Origin of the sequence: Chromobacterium indicum (genome assembly GCF_039708975.1) — a bacterium.
Taxonomy (GTDB): Bacteria; Pseudomonadota; Gammaproteobacteria; order Burkholderiales; family Chromobacteriaceae; genus Chromobacterium; species Chromobacterium piscinae.
On record NZ_JAYFSJ010000008.1, the window covers coordinates 206,052 to 227,407 of the forward strand.

The window sequence follows — 21,356 nt, forward strand, 5'->3', positions numbered from 1 at the left end:
GGGGGCGGAGCGCCGATCGCGCGTCCGGGCCGCGTCGAGTGGGGCGAGAGCCATGCCGGCGAGCCCGATCGCCCAACTCAGGCTGGAGGCCATCCGCCATCAGGGATGGCGGCACGAGAGCGAACTGGTACTGCCTGGCCATGAGAACGACGCGATGGTGCTGGTCGCGGCCAAGGCGAAGCAATACATCCTGCTGCTGGAGGACGCCGCTTATCGCCAGCTTCGGCACAGCGATCTGCTGCAGCGCTTCGACGCCGGGGTGCGCGGCCGGACCCGCTTCGCTTGTCTTGGCATCTTTGTCGGCAGCATGGAGGAAATCCTGCTGGTTCATTCCCAGTTGCAGCAGCATGGCATGGAGACCGGACTGCGGGGGGGGGACGCCAAGACCGGAGGCTATCGCAATTTCGACATGGTGATCGAAAAGGCGATCGATCTGCGAGCCACCGACATCCATTTCGAGTTTCGCGACAATGGCCTGGTCCAGGTGCGTTACCGCGTGCACGGCAAGTTGAGGGACAGCGACCCCAAGGACAAATTGCTGCGTGATTTCAACGCGATGATGGATGCGGTGTCCACCGCCTACAATTCCCGCGCCGACTCCAGCAGCCGCAGCCACAACCATTTCGATGAAAACAAGCATCAAAGCTGTTCCATCAGCCTGGCTATCCATGGGCGCAATTACCAGTTGCGTTTCCAGAGCATCCGGGAAAACCGCGGCGTCGACATTGTCCTGCGGATACTGCTGAACGAGGCGGTGGAGAAGGACATCATGAGCCTGGGTGAGCTGGGCTACTCGGCCGATCAGGTGGAAGCATTGGAGGACGCGGTGTTCCGCTCGCCCGGGCTGACCATCATCGCCGGCGAGACCGGCTCGGGCAAAACCACCACTTTGCGCACGTTGATGACTTACGAGCGCCATTCCGGCAAGAAGTTTTTCTCCATCGAGGATCCGGTGGAGTATATCCAGCCGCATGTGACGCAAATTCCCATCCAGCGCAAGGCGGAGGACAGCCGCAAGGACGGCAGCGAGACCGCGTTCGGCGCGGCCTCCAAGGTTTTGCTGCGCGGCGATCCGGACAAGGTGATGGGCGGCGAGATCCGCGATGTGGAAACCGGTTCGTTCGCCAAGGCCATGACCCAGACCGGCCATCAGGTGTTGTCCACCGTCCATGCCGCCAGCGCTTTCGGCATCATCCCGCGGCTGAGCGACGACGAGGTCGGCATGCCGATCCACGCGCTCGCGGCGCCGGACTTCCTGACCGCGCTGGTCTATCAAAAGCTGGTTCCCGTGTTGTGCCCGGCATGCAGCCAGCCGGCGGCAAGCTGCCTGGATGAGTCATATCTGCGCACCATCGCCGAACTGGGCATTGATGTCGCGGCGGTGAGGGTGGAAGGGGCGGGGTGCCCTGAGTGCCGGTATCTGGGCAGCATGGGACAGACCGTGGTCGCCGAGGTGTGCGAAGTGACCGAGGAGATGTTGCCGCTGATCCGGGAAGGACGGTTCTGGGAGGCGGAGAAGCGCTGGCGCGCCCTGAGCAACGGCCGCCTGGACGATCCGACGATGCTGGGAAAGACTGCGATGGAGCATGCGCTCTACAAGATGTCGCTGGGTTTGCTGGACCCGCGCGATGTGGAGTCGGCGTTCCGCAAACTCAAGAAGTATCGTCCGCTGACGCCGGCCGAGAAAACGGAATGCGCATGAGCCGTCTTTCAGGAGAGGAGGGGCCGGACGAGGCGAAGAGGAGCCCGCCATGCTGGATCTGCTGAAGCGGTTTTTCGGCATCGCTGCCACGGATGAATCGAAATACGCTGGCCTGGCCAAGGCGCGGCGGAAGTTTCTGAAACTGCGCGCCAAATTCTACGGCGATCTGGCCGATTCGATCGAGGACGGGGCCAATCCCTATGAGTTGTTTTCCCACAAATACGCGTTGGCGCGCGAGCGCGGCAATCCGATGGCGCCGTTGTTCGCTTATTGGCGGCAACGGGCGGCCTCGATGAATTTGCGGGGCACCTGGGAAGGAACGGTTCCGGCGGACGATCTGATGGTGATCGGCTCCGGCGAGCGCGGCGATCTGCCCGAGGCGCTGCGCTTTTTGGCCAGGGTGGTGAAAATCAGGGAGGGCAACGCCAAGGCCATCAAGATGGCGGTGGCGTTGCCGATTTTCCTGCTGATCCTGATGAGCGGGGTGCAGCTGGGCGTGGCCATCGGCATGATGCCCATCATGGAGCAGATCATGCCCGCCGAGCGTTTTCCGTTCATCGGCAAGGTGTTGTACTACCTGTCGGCGGCGATACGGGATTTCTGGTTTCTGATCTATGGGCTGCCGGTGTTGCTGGGCTTCGCCTATTTCTGGTCGCTGCCGCGCTGGACCGGCTCGCTGCGCAACCGTCTGGACCGCCATCTGCCGTATTCCGTATATCGCGATTTGAAGGCCAGCGAGTTTCTGGTGTCGCTTGCGGCGTTGTCGCAAGCCAATACCGCGGTGTTCGACGCGGTGATGCTGCTGGAGCGCGGCGCCACGCCATGGATGCGCTGGCACCTGGCGCGGATCCGGATTTCGCTTACCGCCAACCGCAGCATCCTGAAGGCGATGGATACCGGTTTGTTTTCCGAGGAGATTTTTGATCGCTTGTCGGAGTATTCCGAGCGCAGCAATTTCGAGGACGGCATCCGCAAGATAGGGCTTGGCACGATCGAAGAGATCGCCGAGGCGATAGGCGAGCGCTCGGCCATCATGCGCAATGCCTTGGTGGTGATGGTGGGCGGATTCATCCTGCTGACCATAGCCGGCATGATGATGACGGCGCTCGAGGCGGGCAATCAGATTCAGCAAATGACCACTGGAGGGTGATTCATTCAGTCCCGAAAATTAAATATTTAATAAAATTACTATTTTAATTAACTTTTCTTAATCATGGGAGACACTCATGCATGCATTGCCCATACAAGCCACAGCCGTCAGGCGCGGGGCGCTTAAACGCCAGGCCGGCATAGATTTGATTCAGTTGTCGGTCGCTGTCGGCATCATCGCCTTCATTCTGGCGGTCGGCTTCCTGGTTGTGCCGACGGTGATGACCAATATCAAGGTCAACTCGGAAACCTCGGATATCCAGCAATCGGTTTCCAACGCTCTGCGCGTGTTCGGCAGCGGCGCCGACAGCAGCGGCCTGACGACCGATGTGGCGGTCAGCCTCAAGCTGTCTCCGCCGGATCGCATCAGCGGGACAAACATCCTGAATCGTTTCGGCGGCACGGTGACTTGGGGCCATGGCGACGTTTTCGGCAACGATGACGGCTTGACGATTACGTCGAAGGGCTACTCCGCGGAGGCTTGCGCCAAGCTGGTGCCCAATGTTCAGGCGCTGTTTGCCAGGATCAAGATCGGCGGCACTCCGGTGAAGGACACCGCTAGTGGCAAGGCGCTGAGCGTAAGCACCCTGGGCACCGCGTGCAATCCAGGCGGCGGCAAGACTGTCGATATCGAATTCGCGTTCACCAAATGACAAGCGGCGCCCCGCCGAGCGCGGGGTGTCGGCGAGAGTATCCGGATACATGATGCAAGAGATGATTACCGACGTTCAGTTGCACGTGCGCGACTGGCAGTCCTGCGTGCTGTTTCCCGGGCAGATCCGGCCGGCGAACGAGCACAGGAGCTTCCTGCAAGACATGGCGGAAGCGGTTTTGGCCGAGCAAAAGCAGGTGGAGCAGCGCTCGGGATTCACCGTGGCCGTCGGCGGCGCGCGCTGGCGGGTGCAGCGCATGCAGCCATTCCGTTACGCCTGCCGCAAGGTGATGGGGCAGGCGCCCAAGCTGAACGAGCTGGGCCTGCTGGAATGCCATGTGCGGATGATGCAGTCCGACGAGTTGAAGAAGAGCGGCGGGCTGGTGCTGTTTTCCGGCCTGACCGGTTCCGGCAAGACCACCACCTTGAATGCGATGCTGGTGTCCCGGCTCGAGAAGTTCGGCGGCTTCGCCCAGACCGTGGAGGACCCGGTGGAGATCGTCATCGAGGGCTGGCATGGCGAGGGCTATTGCACGCAGATCGATGTGACGGATAGCCCCTCGGGGCAGGACATCGGCTTCGACCGCCGTTTCGCCGAGGCGATCACCACGTCCTTGCGCTCCTTCCCGGCGCGCGAACGCTCGATGCTGATGATAGGCGAAGTGCGCGACCCGCACAGCGCGGCCGAATTGTTGAGAATCGCGGTGGACGGCCACTTGGTCTTGTCGACCATACACTCGCGCGACATTCCGACCGCGCTGAGCCGGCTGGCTTCGCTGGCGCGGGCCGGCGGCGAAATCCAGGCCGACAAATTCATCGCCGACTCCTTGCGCATGGTGTTTCACCAGCGCCTGGACAGCGGCATTCCGCAAGTCAGTTCGCTGGATGTGCGCGAGCGCAGGGACCTTTACCAGTTCCTGAGCAAAGGCGAGTACGCGCGCCTGGAGGGGGAGGTGGACATCCAGCGACGGGTGAACGTTCAGAGCAGGGGGAATTGATGCGCAGGAAGCAGACGGGGGAGTTGCTGATCAGCCTGGCGATCGCCGTGACCTTGATCGGCATGTGCCTGGCTTATCTGGGGGTGCGCCAGGTGAACGACTGGCGGGAAAGCCGCGGCCGGCAGCTGGGGGGCGCGTTGGCGGGCCTGGCCAGAGGGGTGAACAGCTATGTGGTGCAGTATCACCCCAAGATCGTAGAGGCCCTGTTTGCTTCCGGCCCGCCTATTCCAGTGATCGATAATGGTGTGCTGATCGCCCACGATGCGGCGAAGCCCACGGTCCAGGAGATTGTCAAGTACGCCGGCATGGGTGGTTTCGGCGACAAACCGCCAGGTACTGGCGGCAACTATCAAATCGTGCTGAGCAAGGGCAGCCAGTGTTCGGCTCCGGAAACCTGCAATATCGATGCCTTGACTTACATCGACGCGCCGTTGCTGCTGCCGTATCCGTCGGTTTCAGACAAGGCCGACTATGTGGCGGCCGCCACCGCAGTGCAGACGATAGGGGCTAATGGCGGGATGTCGATGCTGCAGAACAGCCGGTGGTTGACGTTTCCGGACAATAACGGACAGCAGGTGGCTCGAATAGTGAACAGAGCCCCGGGTCAGCCCGGCGGCATCGTCGCCGTGCGTGGCGGCTATCTGCGTTCGGACATGGACCAATTTTTGCGGCGCGACGGCAGCCGGCCGATGACGGGCAATCTGGACATGGGGGGCGGCAACATCGGCGCAGCCAAGGACATCGTGGGAACTGGCTCGCTGGCGATGTCAGGGAATGTGGGCGCGTTAGGCAGCATGGTGGCCTTCCAGAACATCACCGCAGGAGCGGATTTATCTGCCGGCGGCAACCTGACGGTGGAGAAGCAGGCGACGATGAAAGGCGAGCTCATCGCCAAGGAGCGGCTGACCGCCAATAAATACCTGCAATTGGGAGGAGACTCCAGAGCGGTGATCGGGGCGGATTGCTCGCCGAACGGCTTGGTGGGGCGCGATGAGGATGGCTTGATCCTGTCATGCCAGAGGCTGAAGTGGGCGCCGGGCGGTTTTTCGCAAACCAAGCCCGCAGTGGCGGAGGTTGAAACTTGCGGCAAGCAATCGATGCGTCCGCCCAAGGGGGACAGGGGCAATGCGTCGATCGCCTATTGCGAGGAAGGGGCCCGATTGGTGGCGGGGGGCTACTACCTGACTGGCTGGCCTAATCAGGCAGACCAGCATCTATATGAGAAGTACACCCTCGCGCCGGAGGAAAGCGCGCCGCTGGCCTTTTACACCATCGCGCGGGACGAGTATCCGCAGGGCTTCAAGTCCCGCAACGACGAACGCCCGTTGCCGCGCGATAAGTTGAATCGCGAGGGCTGGTATGTCTGGACCGGGGGGGCGGAGTCGGGCTGCTGGAAGGCTGTAGCCATGTGCACCAAATAAATATGGCCAGGGCGTGGCAACCGGCTGCGTCTTGCATCCTTTTACGCGTTTCAGATCGGCGGCCGCGCTTGATCGCATCCTGCTTTAGGGCTTCTTTTCTGCCCATATTCCAGTTTCTGCGCGTTCGCGCGGCTTCGCTCAGACCGAGGCCTTCAATCCCGCCTTTGCCGCCGGATGGCGCATCTTATGAGCAAATATGATGGCTTTGCCCTGGTTCGCCGTGTAATTGACGCCGGGCGCGGGGCATCGGTCGCATCTTTCCGGTTGACCGCGCGTCTGAACGGCGGCTTCAGCGGCGCGGCGCGGCTTTCATCGCGGGCGATGGGTGCCGCGCGGATGCGCCGCGCTGACGGGCTCGCATGCGGTGTGGCTGCGGGGAGGGCGAGCCATGCCATTATCCCGGATGAATGCGCATTAAAATACCGGGTCGGCGCGCTTGTGCGGCAGTGCGATGTTTGGCGTTTGGCGAGCATCGGCAAGGGCAGAATCGCATGGAAAATCACCGTTCTAGATGAGCGTTATTTAGAGTTTTTTTAATAAAAAGTTGTGTTAAAGTATGTATCTTAATAAATTATTAATTGGATTTGGCATTGCCTTTGACATGCTTTTTCGTACTGAGGCTTGCGGGGTGTATTGATTGAGCGTTTCGGCGGCGGTCTCCCGATAGGGCGTGAAGACGGCTTTAGGTGATTGGATCGGGGCGACGAATTGGAAGTGGGTGCGAACATGGGTTTGGCGGATGATGATGCGTGTTGTTTTGTCTGGCATATGCTCTGGTGTGTTGGCTGAGACTTCCTTGGATAGGGCTGGAAGGGTTGATAGAGGTTTGGTATGAAAAAAATTCAAGCGGTGCTGAAGGACATTGCGCAAAAATCCCTGCTGCTGGCTAGCTTGATCGATGAGGCGATTCGGGTCGGCGCGCTGACCCAGGAGCGGGCCAATGATCTTGTTCAAGGATTGAGCGTCAGGGGGCAGCTGGCCAGTAGTTTGGAAACCATGCTGTATTGGACTGCCGATGATATCGGCGATCCAGCCGTGATTGAGGAGTTTCAGGAACTTGCAGTCTGTACTCGCGACTATTTGTACTGGGTGGAAGATACGGTTTGCCAAATCAGGGCTACGTTGCGGAATGCCGTCGACTGCATTGAACGATAGAAGCACCCCGCGTTTATGCGCTTGAGGTCTGCGGCGGCGTCGATGGATTTCGACTGAAGCGGTCGTTTGTAGGCGGTGATGGTGAGCGGGCGGAAAGCTGCGGCTTTCTTAATGCTCGTTGGTCGGATAGTCGCAGTCATTCCTTACCTTTCCTGTAGACTTCGTTTCCCTGATGATACTAAATCAATATTATTGTTTTTTTTTGATTGAACATGACATGGCAGGCGGGCTGCCATTGTGGCTATTACCCTGGAGCGGGTTGGGTTTCTTCATGCCCGATGATTGTCCGACAAAGGTGATTTCTGTTTCTAACGGGGTTGTGGAGTGGGTTCAGGCATGCCTGCTCAAAATGCCGACAAACCGGGTGTGGAGGAGGCTCATGTATGAGCGGTATAGCCGTCAGCGTTCGTGGAAATGAATTTTTGTGACCTTGTGGTACACTCTAGTAGTAATGAAACTAAAAGAAACTGTAACCTCCGGGCTGCGCCAAGAGGCAGGGTCACTCATGGTAACTGAGTGAGGGGAAAAGACATGTACGATGACGGACGCGTATTTTTGGTTGCGGGTTATTGGGCAAAACTTAAGAAAGCGTTCTCGGCGGCTTCGGTGTATGTCATTGCGGACACTGCGACCGTCGCATCCAGTTTGGCAAAGCGTTGCATGCCGCAGTTTCAGCCGGCGGGTGTGATGAGTCTGGCCGAAGTGCGTCGATATGTAAATTACATGAATCGGATCGCTGTCGGCGACGAGGCTTGCCTGACGCAGGAGAGCGTGGCGTTTGGCGATGATGGCCATTTGCCTGCGGAGCGGGTTTTTGTTGTTGTCGGTTTTTCCAAGACTCATGCGCCGGACCGAAATCCCGTGGTCAATTTCGTGGTTGCGCGCAGCGACGCTGAAGCGGCGGTTCTGCAGCAGGGCGCGATGCCTAGTCTTTCCGTTTCTGGCGTGGTGGATCTGGCCAGATTGACGGAGTTGTTGTATCGAATGGAGCGAGTCGCAACTGGAGAGGTGCCGGCGCTAAAAGAGCATGGTGTCATTCGGTAATGATCGGGTCTATCGCAAAAAGGTGTGACAGATGTCTACGGTGAACATCCCGGTGTATGAACGTCAACTTGCGGCGGTGTTGCCGGAGGAATTGCAGGCTTGCTACTTCAGGGGCGAGGTGCCTGAGTCAATGCGGCAACGATTTGACGAGTGGAAAGCCAGCGCTTTTCTTGATGGAGCGCCGCCGGCTTCGATGACGGAAAGCAATGTCGCGAAGTTTTTCCTGAGGGCCGAGGCGCTTGGGGCGCGGGATGCGTTGGGCGCTGTGGCCTTATCCGTGCTGTTTCCGATGAGCAATGCGCCGATCACGGCGCTGGACACTGCCGCGGTAAGGCGCGCGGCCGTCGCCGGCCACGCGCAGTTGGCGCGAGAGCTGGTGGATATGGCGATCCATCCCGCCGATGTCGCGCCGGCCAATCGTCAGCAGCAGGTCGCCGATCGCCGTGATGCCGAGCAGGCTCAGCTTGGGGCGGCAAATGTCGACCGCAATTTGCTGGACTTTTTTCAGATGCGAGGCAATGCCAAGTACCGCAAGGACTTGATGATCAATGTCGCGCTGGAGGAGGCCCACGGCGCAAAGGGTCTTGCCGAGCGGGTGGAGCGGCGGATAGGCGTGCTGGCTGCGCCGGAGCGGGGATGGGTGAGGCGTTTGCTGGATGGAGAGTCTCCGGTCGAAGTCATGAAGGATGCGCGCCGCGCGAAAGCGCCCTAGCTCCGCGCGGCTGTTTTCCCTGGGAATGGCCCTGGCGGGCCGTCCGCCGGGGACATGCGGCAGTTGGCCGCTAACCCTGTCCCAGGGCCGTCTTCAGATACCAGGCGGCGATCTCGTTTCCCCAGAACAGTGCTACCGCGGCCGCGCCGATGAGGTGAGGGCCAAATGGTTGCGGCGCATGGCTGTCAATCTTTCTCAGCGCGATCAGCGCGCCGCCTGTCAGCGCGCTGCTGATTGCGCCCAGTCCGACGATCAGCGGCAGTTGTTGCCATCCTAGCCAGGCGCCCAAGCCTGCGACCAACTTGAAGTCTCCGGCCCCGAGTCCGTCCAGTCCCGTGCTCCAGCGGAATAAGGCGGCGATCGTCCGCATCAATGAATATCCCGCTATTGCGCCGATCACGGCATCTTGCAGCGGGGCGAATGCGTGGAAAAGATTGGCTATCAAACCCAGCCATAGCAGCGCCTGGGTCAGCGAGTCGGGCAGCAGCTTGGCATCCAGGTCGATCAGCGCCAACGCGGACAGCAGAAATACCAAGACCAGACAGGCCGCGGCGATGGGGTGGGGGCCTAAATGCCAGCCTATGCAGCAGAACGCGAGTCCGACGCCCAGCTCGATCAGCGGGTAGCGCAAGCTGATTCTGGCGGCGCAGCGGGCGCAGCGTCCGCGAAGCAGCAGATAGCCGAGAAGCGGGATCAGCTGCCATCCGGCCAGCGAGGCGTGGCAAGCGGGGCAGTGTGAGCGTGGGCGCGATAGCGTAAGCGTTTCGAGTGGAGGCGCCGGCTGATTCGTGGCCTCCGCGCACTCGCGCCTCCAGGCGGACTCCATCATTTTGGGGAGCCGGTAAACCAGTACATTCAGGAAACTTCCAAGCAGCAAGCCCAGGATCAGCAGGACGACGGCGAACTGAATGGCGAGCGTGGCGTTCTGGCTGAGCCAGGCGAATAGCGCTGTCAGCGCGATGCTCGCGCTTCCGATGAGAAGCGCGCTTTTCCGGTCGATCATATGTTCTTGGCTTTCTTTCCGACGAAGCGTGTCTGAGGGGGAGGGTGTATGTGGATTTTGAAATCCCTCAACATAAAGTTTGATTTAGTACCTACTTCAATATAACATATTTATCGCATTGACCTATGTGACGAGGTATCGGAATGAGTGGAATGCATGATTTTGGCGATGCGGAAAGTCTGGCCTTGGACAGGGAAGGGCCTGGTTTCGCCGATGAGCGCGCGATGGCGCGCGATGCATGGCGGCAGCCCCCGCCGCTCCAGGATTTCGGGATGGAAGAAAAGCCCGGAAGCGCGTTGACGGAGGAAAAACCGAAACGCGATCTCCGACGGGTGGCGGTGTTAGCGCTGATCGCCTGGCTGGTGCTCATTCTGCTGGGCATGCTGTTATGGCAGAAGTTTGTGAGTCCGCAGCCTATCGCCGAGCCGTTGATCTCTGCCTCGGGGCAAACAGGCCAGCCGACGATGCCGGCGCCGAGGCGGATTGCGGCAAAGGCCGGCGCTGCGTCTGAGGCTGGCGGACGGACTGCGTTGCCGGCGCTTGGCGTACGGATTCCAGCCTCCGGTCCGCTTCCCGCGCGGCAATCCGCAACGCAGCCGGACGCTCCGGCATCCGCGCCTGCGTCGCGGCCAGACTCCCCGGTCGTGAGCGCGAAGCCCATGCCGGCAGGAGAAACGCTGGAGGCGAAAGTCGCGAGGCTGGAGCTGGAGGTGAAGGAACTGGCAGCTCGCAGCCGGCCGGCAAGCCCGCGCAAGGCCGCCACCGGCGGGCATGGACAGAAGGCGCGCGATGTGAGCGTGCTGGGCATGTCCTCCACATCGGTATGGGTGACGCAGCCGGATGGCCGCGCCGCCGAATTACAGGTGGGCGATCGCTTCAAAAATGGCGAAGTGATCCAGCGCATAGACCAGCAAGCGCAGGTGATCGAAACCGATCATGGCCGCTACAAGGTCAACCTCTAGCCGGCGGCGCAGACCAGATGAAGGCAGCGCCCTGGGGCGCGCATATGAAAGGATTAAGTCATGCGCAAGTTTTTCGCGAAAATGCTGCTGGGCAGCGACGCGCTCAGCAAGCTCGATTCCATCGAGCAGTCGGAAGCCCTGCAGGAGGTGGCGGGCAGCCAGCCTGACGAGACGATCAGCGACACGCTCAAGGGCAGTTCGCCCACCATCACGCGCGAGCAGATCCGTTCTTTGATCGAGATCGACATGGAGATCCATGGCGATATTTTCATTGGCCGGGGCGTCAAGGTTTCCGGACGGATTATCGGCAGCCTGATTCCCAATGGGGCGGTCAAGGAGTGCGATCCTATCGTCATCGTCAGCCAGGGGGGAGATATCAATGGCGATCTGCATGCCCGAGTCGTGGTCGTGGCCGGCAATCTGGACGGAGATATCTATGCCGATCATGTTCTGTTGATGCCGACTGCCCAGGTTTGCGGCACGGTCAACTACCGCCATACCCTGCGCCAGGATATAGGCTCGGCCTTGTCCGGCATGGTGAGGCGAGTCGAGCACATCGCCATGCTGGATCATCCGCCTCATCCTTGCGATATGGGCAGAAGCGCGTTGCCGGGCGACGGAGAGGCATCGGCCACAGGCATCCCGGTGCTGACCGTGGAGCGCGAAGCGGCTGTCGCGCAGGTTTCGGCGACGGTATCGCCATTGGCCGCGACGCAGAATACGGCGGAGATTGAAAAGCTGTATCGCGGGCTGGATGTCGAGCGCGAAAGCTCGGCGAACCTGCGTTCCTTGGCTGTCGGCGCCTGACAGGCGCCGGGCCTGCGTTTCGTTTGAATGGTTGGAACCGGGAGTTTGGATGGAAGAGCAAGGCTTTCCCCGGCGGGTGCCGGCGGATGCGTTGTCGGCGGCGGAAGCCGCCAGGCTGGGCTTGAATGCGCCTCTGCCGCCGGAAGCGAGCGACGAGGAGGAAGATGCCCGGTGGGCTTGCCAGCCGTTTCTGAAGCTGGCGATAGAACGCTTGTGCATCATGTTGTTGCTGGCAGAGGATCATGAGGTCGCATTTTCCCCTTTGGGCGGAGATGGGCTGGCGGCTATCCGGGCGATGGCGGCGTCGGCCGCGGATCCGGTATTCGCCCAGGCTGCCGCGGACTATCTGGGAGGCTTGGCTACGCTGGCTTCGATGATGGGGCGCGGCGAGGCTGGACTGCATCAGTCGATCAGCGGCTTGTATCTGTAGGAGGAGAATTCATGGGTCTGCAGCAAAGCGGACGGCGCGATTATTTCAGCGAGGTCTCGGCCAGAGTCTCCAGGCACCTGGAAGCGATGCGGGTTGGCTCTGGGGCTGCGCCGGCTGGGCTGGCCTGCCATTTCAATCCGTTCTCGGGAACGGTTTATCAAGGCATTAACCATTTATTGTTGAACGCCGCCTTGCCGGCGGGCAGCGCCGATCCCCGCTGGCTGACGTTGAAGCAGATAGATGGCTTGCGGCAACGATTTGCCGACATCCGTCTGGTCAACGGCGCGCAGGCCGCCCTGGTCGTGTTCGCTCTGCCGGTCATGAGGGCGGGGGGCATGCCGGGGGCTGACGCCGTATACGCATTGAAGGGCTGCTCGTTGTTCAATGCCGCCCAAATCATCGGTTTGCCTCCGCTGGCGGTTTCGTCGGAGATGGATCTGGCGGCAGGGGGCGGCAACCGTCGCTTGACTGGGCTTGCGTTGAGCGATGTGGGTTGGACGGATGGGCCGAATGTGTTTCCGGCCCTTGCCCGGCATTGCCTGGGGGACGCCGCCTTGGATGAGGGGGCGGTGTTGCTGTCGTGGGTCGCCGCGAGCATGCTGAGCTGGTTGCCCGGTTTGGCCGAGGCGGCGCCGATGGCGCGAATCTCCGGCAATGACGGGGCTGAAGGGCCGCTGGCCATCTTCCGGGCGGCGCATGCGGTGGAAAGAGTGAGAGCCTGGCTTGGCCGGCACTCTCCGGCGGTTTCGGCGTTCGAGCGGACGGGCAACGAGTTCATGAAGGCGAATCTGCTGGCCGATCCCTCGTTGGAGGCGCGGAAGCTTGCGCTGGCGGCGGAAGCGGCCCGGTTTGCGGCGCGGCGCGGCGCGTTATGGATGGAAGTGTCCATGCTGGCCATCGCGGAATCGACGCAGCTGACGGCGAGCCATTTCGGCAGCCAGGAACTCTTGCCCGAAACCGAAGCGGAGCTGTACGGCCGTTTTCAGGACTGGGCGCGGCGCTCCATTCAGGCGGGAGCCTATGATGGCTTGTCTGTTACCGCGCGAGAGCTGTTCGGCTGGTTTCTGGCTGAGGAGGAAGGCATGGCGAGGGATCTGCTGAGGCTGGATGACAGCCGACGGAGGCTGCGGCGCGCGGCTTCAGCCATCGATATGGCGGTGCCGGGCCTCGCCGCCGCAGGCTAGGAGAGGCTGACAAAAATCCCGACGCTGCGTTGCGCCGATTTGTCATGCGATTCATGAGCGCCTGCGTCCTTGGTCTTGAGTCAGCGCTTCCGCTCGGCGGGCGCGGGGCTTGGAAAAGACTTTGAACCGCTTCCAAGAGCGGCGTGATTTCCCGCCGCCATCGATAAACCTCCGGAGTTTCTCCGCGCCGGCCGCCGCTGCGGTTCCTCGGCTGGATTCCTCCCGACGCCCTCCCGGCGCGTCGCTGCCGCATGCGGGGCGGCCAGCCTGCCGAACGCAGCCTGGCCGATTCTCCGCGTCACCAGTCGCTGAACTCCGGCGGCGTGCCATCCGATAGCAGGACCTCCTGCATCCACTGGTTCACTTGGGATTGCAGGTTGCTGGCTCCCAGCATGACCCCTGTCAGCGGCTGGTAAAGAGGCGATGCGTCGCCCACCTCGTTCTGGAGGTGCTTGAGCACGGCTTTTTGCTGGGCCAGGGTGGCAAATGCGCGGGTGTTTCCTTGAGGCGATTTGAAGTCGCGCAGCTGCTGCGCGATGGCGGCGATATAGGCCTTGCGGTCCGCCAGCGAGTCCGATGCCGGCGCAGGCAGCTGTTTCATTGCCGCGAGCAAGGCCTGCGCCTGCGCGGCGTCTCCGGGCGCGAGGGCATGCTCCTGGGCGGCATCGGTCTGTTGGGCTTGGGCGGCCCGCAGATATAGCGGAACGATGGAGTCCGCGGCGTTCGAGCCGAGGGTTCGCGCGTCGGGAATCTTGTTTGGCGGGGGCGTGATCATGGGGGCTAGCTTTCCGTTGGCGGGGTGGCGGGGAGAGCGGCGGCCAGCGGCTCCAGCCGTTGCCGCAATTGCCGCTGCAGTTGTTCCAGCGAGGCGGCGGACAGCCGGCGGCAGTCCTGCGGCAAACCATTCAGGCTCTGAAGCAACTGGCGGCTCGCCGGTTCCAGATATTGTTCCGGGGAAAACTCCGCCGCCTGATCGGCGCAACGCATGATGAAGCGGCTGTCGTCATGGTGGTCGATCTGGATGGCGCCGTGCCAGCGCTCCGCGAGCAGAGACATCAGCGCGCCCTGCCGCGGGCGGGAGGCTTTGGGCACGCGCAAGTGCAGCGTGGCTTCCGGCGCGGCGGGGGGCTGGCTTTTCAGCCATTCGTCCAGCAGCAGCAGCAAGGTGTCCGGATGGTCGACAGCGGCGGCCAGCATCGCGCGCGCCTGTTGCTCGAGATGTCCGCGCCATCGCTCCGCCAGGGCCTGGCTGTCGGCCAGCGCGGCGGCTATCTGGTCCAGGGCGGTGAGCATGCCTTGCTGGTAGCCGTCGCTATAGGCCTGGCCGCGGATGGCCTCGGCCTGATTCTGGGCCTCCCGCAATACTTGGCCGGCGCGGCGGCGCGCTTGTTGCTCCAGATTATGGACGCGGCGAAGGCGCTCCAGCTGGCCGCGGCGGATCAGCACCCCCTCAGCGGCTGTCTGCGGGCGGAACATGGGGGTGTCGTTGGGCATATTGCAGAGCCAATGTCAGTAACAGGGTATCCGGCGCGCCGGGCGCGGCCGGCGCATCGTCGACGATGGGAGGAAACGGAAGCGGCAGCCTTTGGGCCAGAGCAGAGGGCAGCTCTGGCTTCCAGGCCAGCACGCGGCTATAGCCGGCGCGCAGCAAGTCGTTGTGGGAGAACGGGCGGGATGGCGCGATGCCGCTTGGCGGATTCAGACGCATGACGGCGAAATCCTGAGCCCAGGCAGGCAGGCGCAGCAGACCGCCTTGCCAGCCTAGGGCGGCGCGCAGCGCCTGGCAACCGATCAGGTAAGCCGCTTGCGGCAGCAGCGGCCAATGGCGCAGAAACTGGCGAGTGGCGCTGTTGAGCGGGCCGGCGGGCCAGTGGCTGTCCAGGCGATGGCCGCTGATCAGCATGTCGTTGACGACGGCGCGCTGCCGTGGGGTGTCCAGCGCGGCAGGAAGCCGCAACCGTTGCGGATGCAGATAGGACAGCGGGTCGAACAGAATGGCGCGCACTTGCGGGGACAGTTCGGCTTCGATGCCGGAATGCTCAGCCATGCCGCGCCTCCGCGAGCGTCGCCTTGCCGCCCCGCCGGCCTTGGCGCAGCCAGAACCAGGCGGCGACGGCGGCCAGCAAGCCCGAGGCGGCCAGTCCGGCCAGCAGCGTCGGCAGGTTGTCCGGCCGGCTGGCGGAGGGTTGGCCGGGTTGCTGTTGCTGGGCTTCGCTGCGGCGCGACAGCACGACCGAGATATTGTCGTATTCGACATCGGCGAAGCTGTTTTTCAGAAAGCGCTTGATGTTGTTGATCATCGGCTCCGGTTCGATATCCCGGTCATAGCTTGCCAATACGGCGAGGTGGATAGGCTGTGGAGGCCGGCCGTCTTCCCCTGCATTCAGGTCGTAGCTGACGTGGACGCGGGCGGACAGAATGCCATCCATGGTTTGCAGCGATTGCTCCAGCCGTTGTTCGATGGCGGAATACAGCCTGGCTTTTTCCGCGCGCGGCGAGGAGACCAGCGAGTCCGCCGGGAACATTTGCGCCACCTCCATGCGCGGGCGGGAGGGCAGATCGTAGGTTTTCAGCCAGTCCACCGCGGCGGCGAAGTCGGACGGCGCCACGGCGATGCTGAAACCGCTCTTGCCCTTGTCCTGCTTGTCCGCCTCGATATTGTGGCGCTGCAGCACGGCGATGACTTCATTGGCCTGCTGCTGGTCCAGGCCCTTCAGCAAGTCCTTTTGCTGGCAGCCTGCCAGCAGCAGCGCCAGCAGCGCGGCTTTCAGGCAGGCGCGCGTCATGAGCGCAGCAGGCTTTCCACCACGCCCACTCCTTTGCGGGCTAGGGTGCTGAGCATGGAAACTTCCAGGTTGTAATTGGATGTGCGCAGCTGCAGCTGATATAGCTTGGACGGATCGCTCAAATCCTCGGCTTGATCGATTTTTTGCATGATGGCGGTTTTCTCCGTGCCGACTGAGACCGCGGATTCGGCGAAGGCATGGATCATTCTGTCTTCCAGCGACATGGTCTGCTGCTCGGTCCGGCTGATGTCGCTGACCTGGATGGCCTGGTGCGATTGGGTGGCGGAAATGGGAATCATCTTGGAGTCCAGGTTGGCGCCGGCGGGGTGCCGGCGCGGCGATTAGCGGAAGTTCTGGATAATGGCGGCGTCAATGTCCTTGAAGGTCTTGACCACGTTGGACTGGGCGTTGCGGTACAGGTTGTATTCAGACAGTTTGCTTTGGTACTTGGCGAGCACGCTTGGGTCGGAAGGGTTGGCGACAAGGGCGTTCAGGGCAGTATCTACTTCGCTCTTGAGTCCGGTCACGTCAAAATTCTGCGACAACACGTTGATGTAAAAGGAATCCGGGCTTGAGGCTCCGATATTGGCGGCCATGCTTATTCTCCTGAGGTTGAGGAAGTGTGTGGGAAGTACCAATGGCTGGCATCAAGTTTGATGTAGCCCTGATTGCCATACATGAAGGACCTGTCCTTGAGACTGTCGTCCTTCAACTCGATGGCGAACTGCACGTAACGACCGCCCCATTGGCGGTAATAGCGGTCGACGAACTGGCGCGCGCGCTGCAACTCGTCGTCGCCCAGCGAGCCCGAGATGGCGAAGACGACGCTGCTTGGGTTGTCCTGGCGGCGGAAGGGCAAGGCCAGCCGCTGAAGCCCGGCTTCTGCTTCGCGCGCGGCGGCGGCGTCGTCCATCGGGATGATTTCCACCTTGTCTGCGTAAGGCAGGCGCTCGATCAGCCGGGCCGACAGGCGCATTTTGTCTTCGGCGCTCAGCGCGGCGCGTTGCAGGCTGATCCAGAGTTGGGGATGGCGCGGATCGTTCAATTGCAGGCAGTAATACGCCAGGTCGGGATAGGCTCCGGCCAGCCAGCGGCCGATGCGTTCGTTCTCGCGCGGAGGGGTGATGACCTCGAAGGCTTGCGGATCGTCGCTGCGCAGCAAGGCTTGCCGTGCCCAGGCGGTGTCTCTTTCGCTGGCGGCCGCGACGTAAAAGCGGCCATCTTGTCCAGGCAGTATCTGAAAGCGCTGAGGATTGTTGCCCAGCAGCGCCGACAGCTCCTTTGTCTTGCGTTGAGAACTGTCCTGCCATTGCTGGTAGCTGCCGAAGCCCAGCCCCGCCGCGGCCAGCAGCGCCACTAGGGCGGGAATGGCCAGCCAACGGTTGCGGCGGCGCGGAGGCTTTGTCGCCAGGGTGTCGGTCTGGCGTGGATTGAGCACTTCCGGCAGCCAGGACTGGTCCTGAGGGCGCAGCGCCAGCTCCAGCGCGCCTACCCGGATGATCTGGTTGAAGCCCGCCGGGTATTCGTTCACTTCGTCCTGGCCCAGCTCGCGGATCTGCGCTTCCTCGCCAATCAGTATCTCGAAGTTGACGCCGCCGTCGGCCAGCGGCACGTACAGCGTGTCCCCGGGCAACTCCGGCAATTGGCGCGGCTCGGCCAGGGCTTCGCTGGGGCCCACCAGAAACAGCGTCCTGCCGGGGCGCAACAAAAACTCGCAGCCGCGCAAGGCGCTGTTGAGCAGGCGCACGACGATGGAGGCAGTCTCGGATGGGTGGTTGTCTTCTGCAAGCATGGTGTTCTTATTCAAGGCTGCTGGGCGAGTCGGTATCGGCCGCCACTGTATGCGCGCGGGCTATGCCATTCCTGATGAAAAAACGATCAGATTGGGCGCGGCGGATCAGATTCGCATCCGAATCTTGTCGGCTTAGTGGACTCACGCCGCTGCCGACATTTGCGGCGCGAACAGCTCCGCCAACCGAGGGTCGTGCCGCCATGCCGGCAGCCAGGGGTAGCGTCCGGCCTGCAATTGCCCCCACAGCAGCAGCGCCGCCTCGCGGCCGTCGCGCGCCAGCACCAGCGGCAGCAGGCTGGCCCGCACATGGCGGCTGTCTATCTGCAGCGCTTGCAACGGGGAGGGGTCCCCGGAGCTGGCAAACTCCACGCTGCAGCGGTTGAGCATGAGCAGGCCGGCTTCCTCGCCTGCGGCGCGCACGGCATGGATGAGCTCCAGCGCTTCGGCATGCTGTTGCTGTTGCGACAAGATCAAGGCCAGCAGGCTTTGCAATACCGGATGGTCCTGGCCATAGCGGCGCAACTGGCTCTTGCCCAGCGCGACGGCGTCGCCGAGGCGGTTCTGGCAAAAGGTCAGCCATAGCTTGAGGATGTTGGCCGCAATGCGGGAAGGGTCGCGTTCCAGGCTGGCGTCCAGCGCGTTCTGCGCCTGGCTCAGCCGGCCGGACAAAAACAGATGCCAGGCGTGGCAGCAGTGCACTTCCACCGATTGCGGCGCCAGCAGCCGCGCCTGCTCGAACAGCGCGTCGGCCAGCGCATGCTCGCCGCGCAAGCTGCCCAGCAAGGCCAGCAGCCCAAGCGTCTGAGGATGGGCGGCGTCCAGTTCCACCGCCTTATCGACCGCCTGCCTGGCTTGTTCCAGCGCCAGCTCCTGGTCGAACAGGCTCAGTTGCGCCAGGGCCAGATAACATTCGGCCAAGGCGCGCCAGGATGGCGCGTGGCCGGGGGCGCTCTCCACGCACCGATGCAGCTGGCCCAGCGCGCGCAGCAGGCTGGATGGCGTGTGCTGCCGCAGTTCTTGCATGGCGTTCAGGTAGGGGATGGCGGTGTCGGCGGCGTCCAGCTCCCCAATCCGGCTGACGCGCAGGCCGGGGATGCGTTGCGCCAGCAGATTGCTCAGCCTGGCTTGCAGCGCCGCCGGGTGCAAGCCGGATAGCGAGATGCTTTCGTGATGGACCAGCTGGTGGCCGCGGGAGCGGATCAGCTCCACCCGCAAGATGCAGGCTTCGCCCGCGCCCTGGGTTTGACCGGCCAGGTAGTAGTCGGGAGCAAGCTGCTCCAGCAGCGCGTGGATATCGCCGATGGCATGGCAATGCCGGGTCAGCGTGGCCGGGAGCACGCAGAGGCCGTAGGGGGCGTAACGGGCCAGATTCTGCACCAGCGCGCCATGCAGCGCCTGGGCATCCTGTTGGCTTTCCATGCGGAAGGGCAGCACCGCGACCGAGGCGCTTGTCGCGGGCACGCTGTGCTGGGTCACCATGGCCACGGGGCGGCAGAAACGGTAGCCCTTGCCGTAGACGGTGTCGATGTAGCGCTGCTCCTTGCTCTCCAGCAGGATGCGGCGCAAAGCGTAGATGCAGCGAGTCAGCGACTCCTCGTTGACGTCGTCATCTGGCCATACCCTGTCCAGCAGCTCATCCTTGCTCACCAATTCGCCGGCGGCTTCCAGCAGCACGGTGAGCACCGCCAGTTCCTTGGGCGGGATGCCCAGCTGCCGCTCGCCGTGGGTCAGCATGCCGTCGAAGTGCAGGATGAAATCGCCGAAGACGAACTGCCGGTTCATGAAGCCATCGTTGTTCATCATCTCTCTATCCCTTGTGGCAGGCCAGAGCTACAGGGTCTCACGGCGCATTGATAATTTGTTCGTTATGATATGTATCATATCAAACATCTTATCAGCAGGCTTGGCGACTTGACAACGGAATTTTCACTATCCTGCTTGTCACCCCTGTAGGGATGGGGCCGGCTCGTCCTTGATGGTGGAGGCGTGAGCTGTTTTTGCAAGTATGGCTGGCGATTGTGGTTTAGCTTTTTTGGTTACGTGTGTGCCTCTTGAGCGTTTAGAGCATGTGCAGAGCCTTTTCCACTTTGTTTGACTAGTATTGCTAACCATCCATGGTATTTGGATTCAGTGCAGTTTGTGTTGGCTAGACTTGGTTTATATGTCGAAGTGTGTTGCGAGGATATAAGGTGGTGGCGTAATTCATTGCCATCAAATTTAATTGGTTATATTTGTTTGAACAATGGAAGCGATATGATCTCTAGTTCACCGAGTGGTGTATCTGTCAATGCGAAATTTGGTAGTATGACCTTGGATGGTGGCGCGGTGGAGGAGCGTGCTAAAAAATTCAACACGGGAGAGGCCTCTAAAACTTATGATGGTCTGATCGACATACTGAAGAAAAATAACGTTGATACTACAAAGATTGAGGGGCTTTATGCTCGGTATGAGGAGATAGTGCCTAGTAATGCAAATACAATTCTTGAAAAATTGCGGATTGCTGATGACATGGCTGGTGAAGGTAAAATCATCAGGGAACAATATGTAGGAGGTGATGCTACTGATGGTGATGCGGCGCGCACAATCTCCCTTTTTCCTCATGTTTTCTTGCCGATTGGTTTTAGTATTTCTTTGGAGGAGCTCGAGACTATTGGGAAGGACAGAAATTCTAGCAGTGAGATTGGCTTGAATGTGGTCGGTGATGCTCATGAGCGGCAGCTTTTAATCGTGGGAGGTCTGGCGAGTGATGGATCTGATGGCTTAGCCGCATTTGTTAAGACGCCAGGAAAGAGCACTGCTGGCTTTAAAGAAATGAACATTGTCAATATTGTGCATACGCATCCGAGAGAGGGGCAGGCTAAGGCTTCCACGGTTGAGTTTGCGGCAGATGTGAAGGGACAGAAAGAAGAAAAGAGTCCTGCGCTTGTACGCAGCCATTCTGGTGGAACTTATCTGTTTCACAACGAAGAATCGGGTGGTGTTTTTAACCAAAAACAAGGTGATAGATTTTCTAAATCTTCTTTGTCTGTTCCTGATTTTGCTGAAAAGACAAGAAGTGGACATGAGCATGGATTTCCATTTCATCTTTATGAGCCAAAAGAAGAGGGGGTGGATATTTCTTCTTATAAGCAGGCTGTGATTGATGAGATTGGGCATAGTGTTAATGAGTTGAATGGGTTGTATGATAGAATGAAGACTGAATCATTTACTGCAGATCAATTCGTTGAAATATTAGAGCGCGCTGGGATGGTAAGATCTGGCTTGGAGGAGATTGATAACTTGAGTAGTGTGAGGGATTTTAAAGCGCATTTTGAAATTCCGCGAAGAGACAGCTCTGGTGATGATTTCTTTACTATGGATCTTACCGGGGTGGGTAGTGATAGTGATTAAGTCTTTTTGGTAGGGAATGTTCGCTTAGTGTGTAATTAATGTGCTATCTACATGGGATGTAATGCGCCATAATTATTTTCACTCTGCTCTTGCTTGGGGTAAAGGTCGATGTAGCTGATTTGCTGTTGGTAAGCATTGGTCTCACCATCATATTCCCATCAGGATTCCT

Annotated in this window: 23 protein-coding genes; 14 read left to right on the forward strand and 9 right to left on the reverse strand. The window is 60.8% G+C overall.

What is annotated here, in order from left to right; all coding sequences use genetic code 11:
• Positions 1-52 precede the first annotated feature (52 nt).
• The 9 genes from VA599_RS12845 to VA599_RS12885 all read left to right on the forward strand — a co-directional run bounded on the left by VA599_RS12845 (position 53) and on the right by VA599_RS12885 (position 8,833).
• Positions 53-1,702 carry a GspE/PulE family protein gene (locus VA599_RS12845; RefSeq protein ID WP_346788881.1) on the forward strand — a complete coding sequence of 550 codons (1,650 nt, stop codon included), beginning with the start codon at positions 53-55 and terminating at the stop codon, positions 1,700-1,702.
• 49 nt (positions 1,703-1,751) lie between these two features.
• Positions 1,752-2,852: a type II secretion system F family protein gene (locus tag VA599_RS12850; protein ID WP_021478936.1), complete on the forward strand. Its 1,101-nt coding sequence runs from the start codon at positions 1,752-1,754 to the stop codon at positions 2,850-2,852.
• Between the two features lie 76 nt (positions 2,853-2,928).
• Positions 2,929-3,504, forward strand: a complete 576-nt coding sequence (locus VA599_RS12855) for a type 4 pilus major pilin (protein ID WP_021478937.1) — start codon at positions 2,929-2,931, stop codon at positions 3,502-3,504.
• Positions 3,505-3,565: 61 nt separating this feature from the next.
• Positions 3,566-4,501: an ATPase, T2SS/T4P/T4SS family gene (locus VA599_RS12860; protein WP_346788882.1), complete on the forward strand. Its 936-nt coding sequence runs from the start codon at positions 3,566-3,568 to the stop codon at positions 4,499-4,501.
• Entirely contained in the window at positions 4,501-5,922 is a 1,422-nt protein-coding gene (gene pilV / locus VA599_RS12865; protein ID WP_346788883.1) for a shufflon system plasmid conjugative transfer pilus tip adhesin PilV, read from the forward strand. The genes VA599_RS12860 and pilV overlap by 1 nt, the downstream gene beginning before the upstream one ends.
• Before the next feature lie 186 nt (positions 5,923-6,108).
• The gene (locus VA599_RS12870; protein ID WP_346788884.1) at positions 6,109-6,459 is read left to right on the forward strand and encodes a hypothetical protein; all 351 of its coding nucleotides are present in this window, start codon (positions 6,109-6,111) and stop codon (positions 6,457-6,459) included.
• Positions 6,460-6,753: 294 nt separating this feature from the next.
• Complete coding sequence (locus VA599_RS12875; RefSeq protein WP_021478940.1) at positions 6,754-7,077, forward strand: hypothetical protein; 324 nt, start codon at positions 6,754-6,756, stop codon at positions 7,075-7,077.
• Positions 7,078-7,608: 531 nt separating this feature from the next.
• Positions 7,609-8,121 (forward strand): hypothetical protein, encoded by a 513-nt coding sequence (locus tag VA599_RS12880; protein WP_346788885.1) that lies wholly within the window; start codon positions 7,609-7,611, stop codon positions 8,119-8,121.
• 31 nt (positions 8,122-8,152) lie between these two features.
• On the forward strand, positions 8,153-8,833 hold the full coding sequence (locus VA599_RS12885) for a hypothetical protein (RefSeq protein WP_021478942.1): 681 nt from the start codon (positions 8,153-8,155) through the stop codon (positions 8,831-8,833).
• Between the two features lie 70 nt (positions 8,834-8,903).
• Here the strand turns inward: VA599_RS12885 and VA599_RS12890 are convergent, their stop codons facing one another.
• On the reverse strand, positions 8,904-9,836 hold the full coding sequence (locus tag VA599_RS12890; protein WP_346788886.1) for a prepilin peptidase: 933 nt from the start codon (positions 9,834-9,836) through the stop codon (positions 8,904-8,906).
• Between the two features lie 152 nt (positions 9,837-9,988).
• Here VA599_RS12890 and VA599_RS12895 point away from each other — a divergent pair, with 152 nt between their 5' ends.
• From VA599_RS12895 to VA599_RS12910, 4 genes are read left to right on the forward strand one after another with little or no spacing between them, the layout of a single operon-like run.
• The gene (locus VA599_RS12895) at positions 9,989-10,798 is read left to right on the forward strand and encodes a hypothetical protein (protein WP_346788887.1); all 810 of its coding nucleotides are present in this window, start codon (positions 9,989-9,991) and stop codon (positions 10,796-10,798) included.
• 60 nt (positions 10,799-10,858) lie between these two features.
• On the forward strand, positions 10,859-11,605 hold the full coding sequence (locus VA599_RS12900; protein ID WP_346788888.1) for a bactofilin family protein: 747 nt from the start codon (positions 10,859-10,861) through the stop codon (positions 11,603-11,605).
• 49 nt (positions 11,606-11,654) lie between these two features.
• Positions 11,655-12,035 carry a hypothetical protein gene (locus tag VA599_RS12905; RefSeq protein ID WP_104946857.1) on the forward strand — a complete coding sequence of 127 codons (381 nt, stop codon included), beginning with the start codon at positions 11,655-11,657 and terminating at the stop codon, positions 12,033-12,035.
• Positions 12,036-12,046: 11 nt separating this feature from the next.
• A complete protein-coding gene (locus VA599_RS12910) occupies positions 12,047-13,219 on the forward strand; it encodes an ArdC-like ssDNA-binding domain-containing protein (RefSeq protein WP_346788889.1) in 1,173 nt (390 codons plus the stop codon).
• Between the two features lie 298 nt (positions 13,220-13,517).
• Here the strand turns inward: VA599_RS12910 and VA599_RS12915 are convergent, their stop codons facing one another.
• The 8 genes from VA599_RS12915 to VA599_RS12950 all read right to left on the reverse strand — a co-directional run bounded on the left by VA599_RS12915 (position 13,518) and on the right by VA599_RS12950 (position 19,600).
• On the reverse strand, positions 13,518-13,994 hold the full coding sequence (locus VA599_RS12915; RefSeq protein WP_346788890.1) for a hypothetical protein: 477 nt from the start codon (positions 13,992-13,994) through the stop codon (positions 13,518-13,520).
• Positions 13,995-13,999: 5 nt separating this feature from the next.
• Positions 14,000-14,695, reverse strand: coding sequence for a hypothetical protein (locus VA599_RS12920; protein WP_346788891.1), 696 nt, complete (start codon positions 14,693-14,695; stop codon positions 14,000-14,002).
• Entirely contained in the window at positions 14,670-15,266 is a 597-nt protein-coding gene (locus VA599_RS12925) for a type III secretion apparatus protein OrgA/MxiK (RefSeq protein WP_346788893.1), read from the reverse strand. Before VA599_RS12925 ends, VA599_RS12920 begins: the two co-directional genes overlap by 26 nt.
• Entirely contained in the window at positions 15,259-16,005 is a 747-nt protein-coding gene (locus tag VA599_RS12930) for an EscJ/YscJ/HrcJ family type III secretion inner membrane ring protein (protein ID WP_104946862.1), read from the reverse strand. Before VA599_RS12930 ends, VA599_RS12925 begins: the two co-directional genes overlap by 8 nt.
• Positions 16,002-16,304: a type III secretion system inner rod subunit SctI gene (gene sctI, locus VA599_RS12935; RefSeq protein WP_346788895.1), complete on the reverse strand. Its 303-nt coding sequence runs from the start codon at positions 16,302-16,304 to the stop codon at positions 16,002-16,004. The genes VA599_RS12930 and sctI overlap by 4 nt, the downstream gene beginning before the upstream one ends.
• 42 nt (positions 16,305-16,346) lie before the next feature.
• Positions 16,347-16,601, reverse strand: coding sequence for a type III secretion system needle complex protein (locus VA599_RS12940; RefSeq protein ID WP_346788896.1), 255 nt, complete (start codon positions 16,599-16,601; stop codon positions 16,347-16,349).
• A gap of 2 nt (positions 16,602-16,603) precedes the next feature.
• On the reverse strand, positions 16,604-17,797 hold the full coding sequence (locus VA599_RS12945) for a PrgH/EprH family type III secretion apparatus protein (protein ID WP_346788897.1): 1,194 nt from the start codon (positions 17,795-17,797) through the stop codon (positions 16,604-16,606).
• Between the two features lie 141 nt (positions 17,798-17,938).
• Positions 17,939-19,600: a HilA/EilA family virulence transcriptional regulator gene (locus VA599_RS12950; protein ID WP_346788898.1), complete on the reverse strand. Its 1,662-nt coding sequence runs from the start codon at positions 19,598-19,600 to the stop codon at positions 17,939-17,941.
• 450 nt (positions 19,601-20,050) lie between these two features.
• Between VA599_RS12950 and VA599_RS12955 the strand changes: the two genes are divergently transcribed.
• Positions 20,051-21,187, forward strand: a complete 1,137-nt coding sequence (locus VA599_RS12955; RefSeq protein ID WP_346788899.1) for a hypothetical protein — start codon at positions 20,051-20,053, stop codon at positions 21,185-21,187.
• The last annotated feature ends 169 nt before the right edge of the window (positions 21,188-21,356 follow it).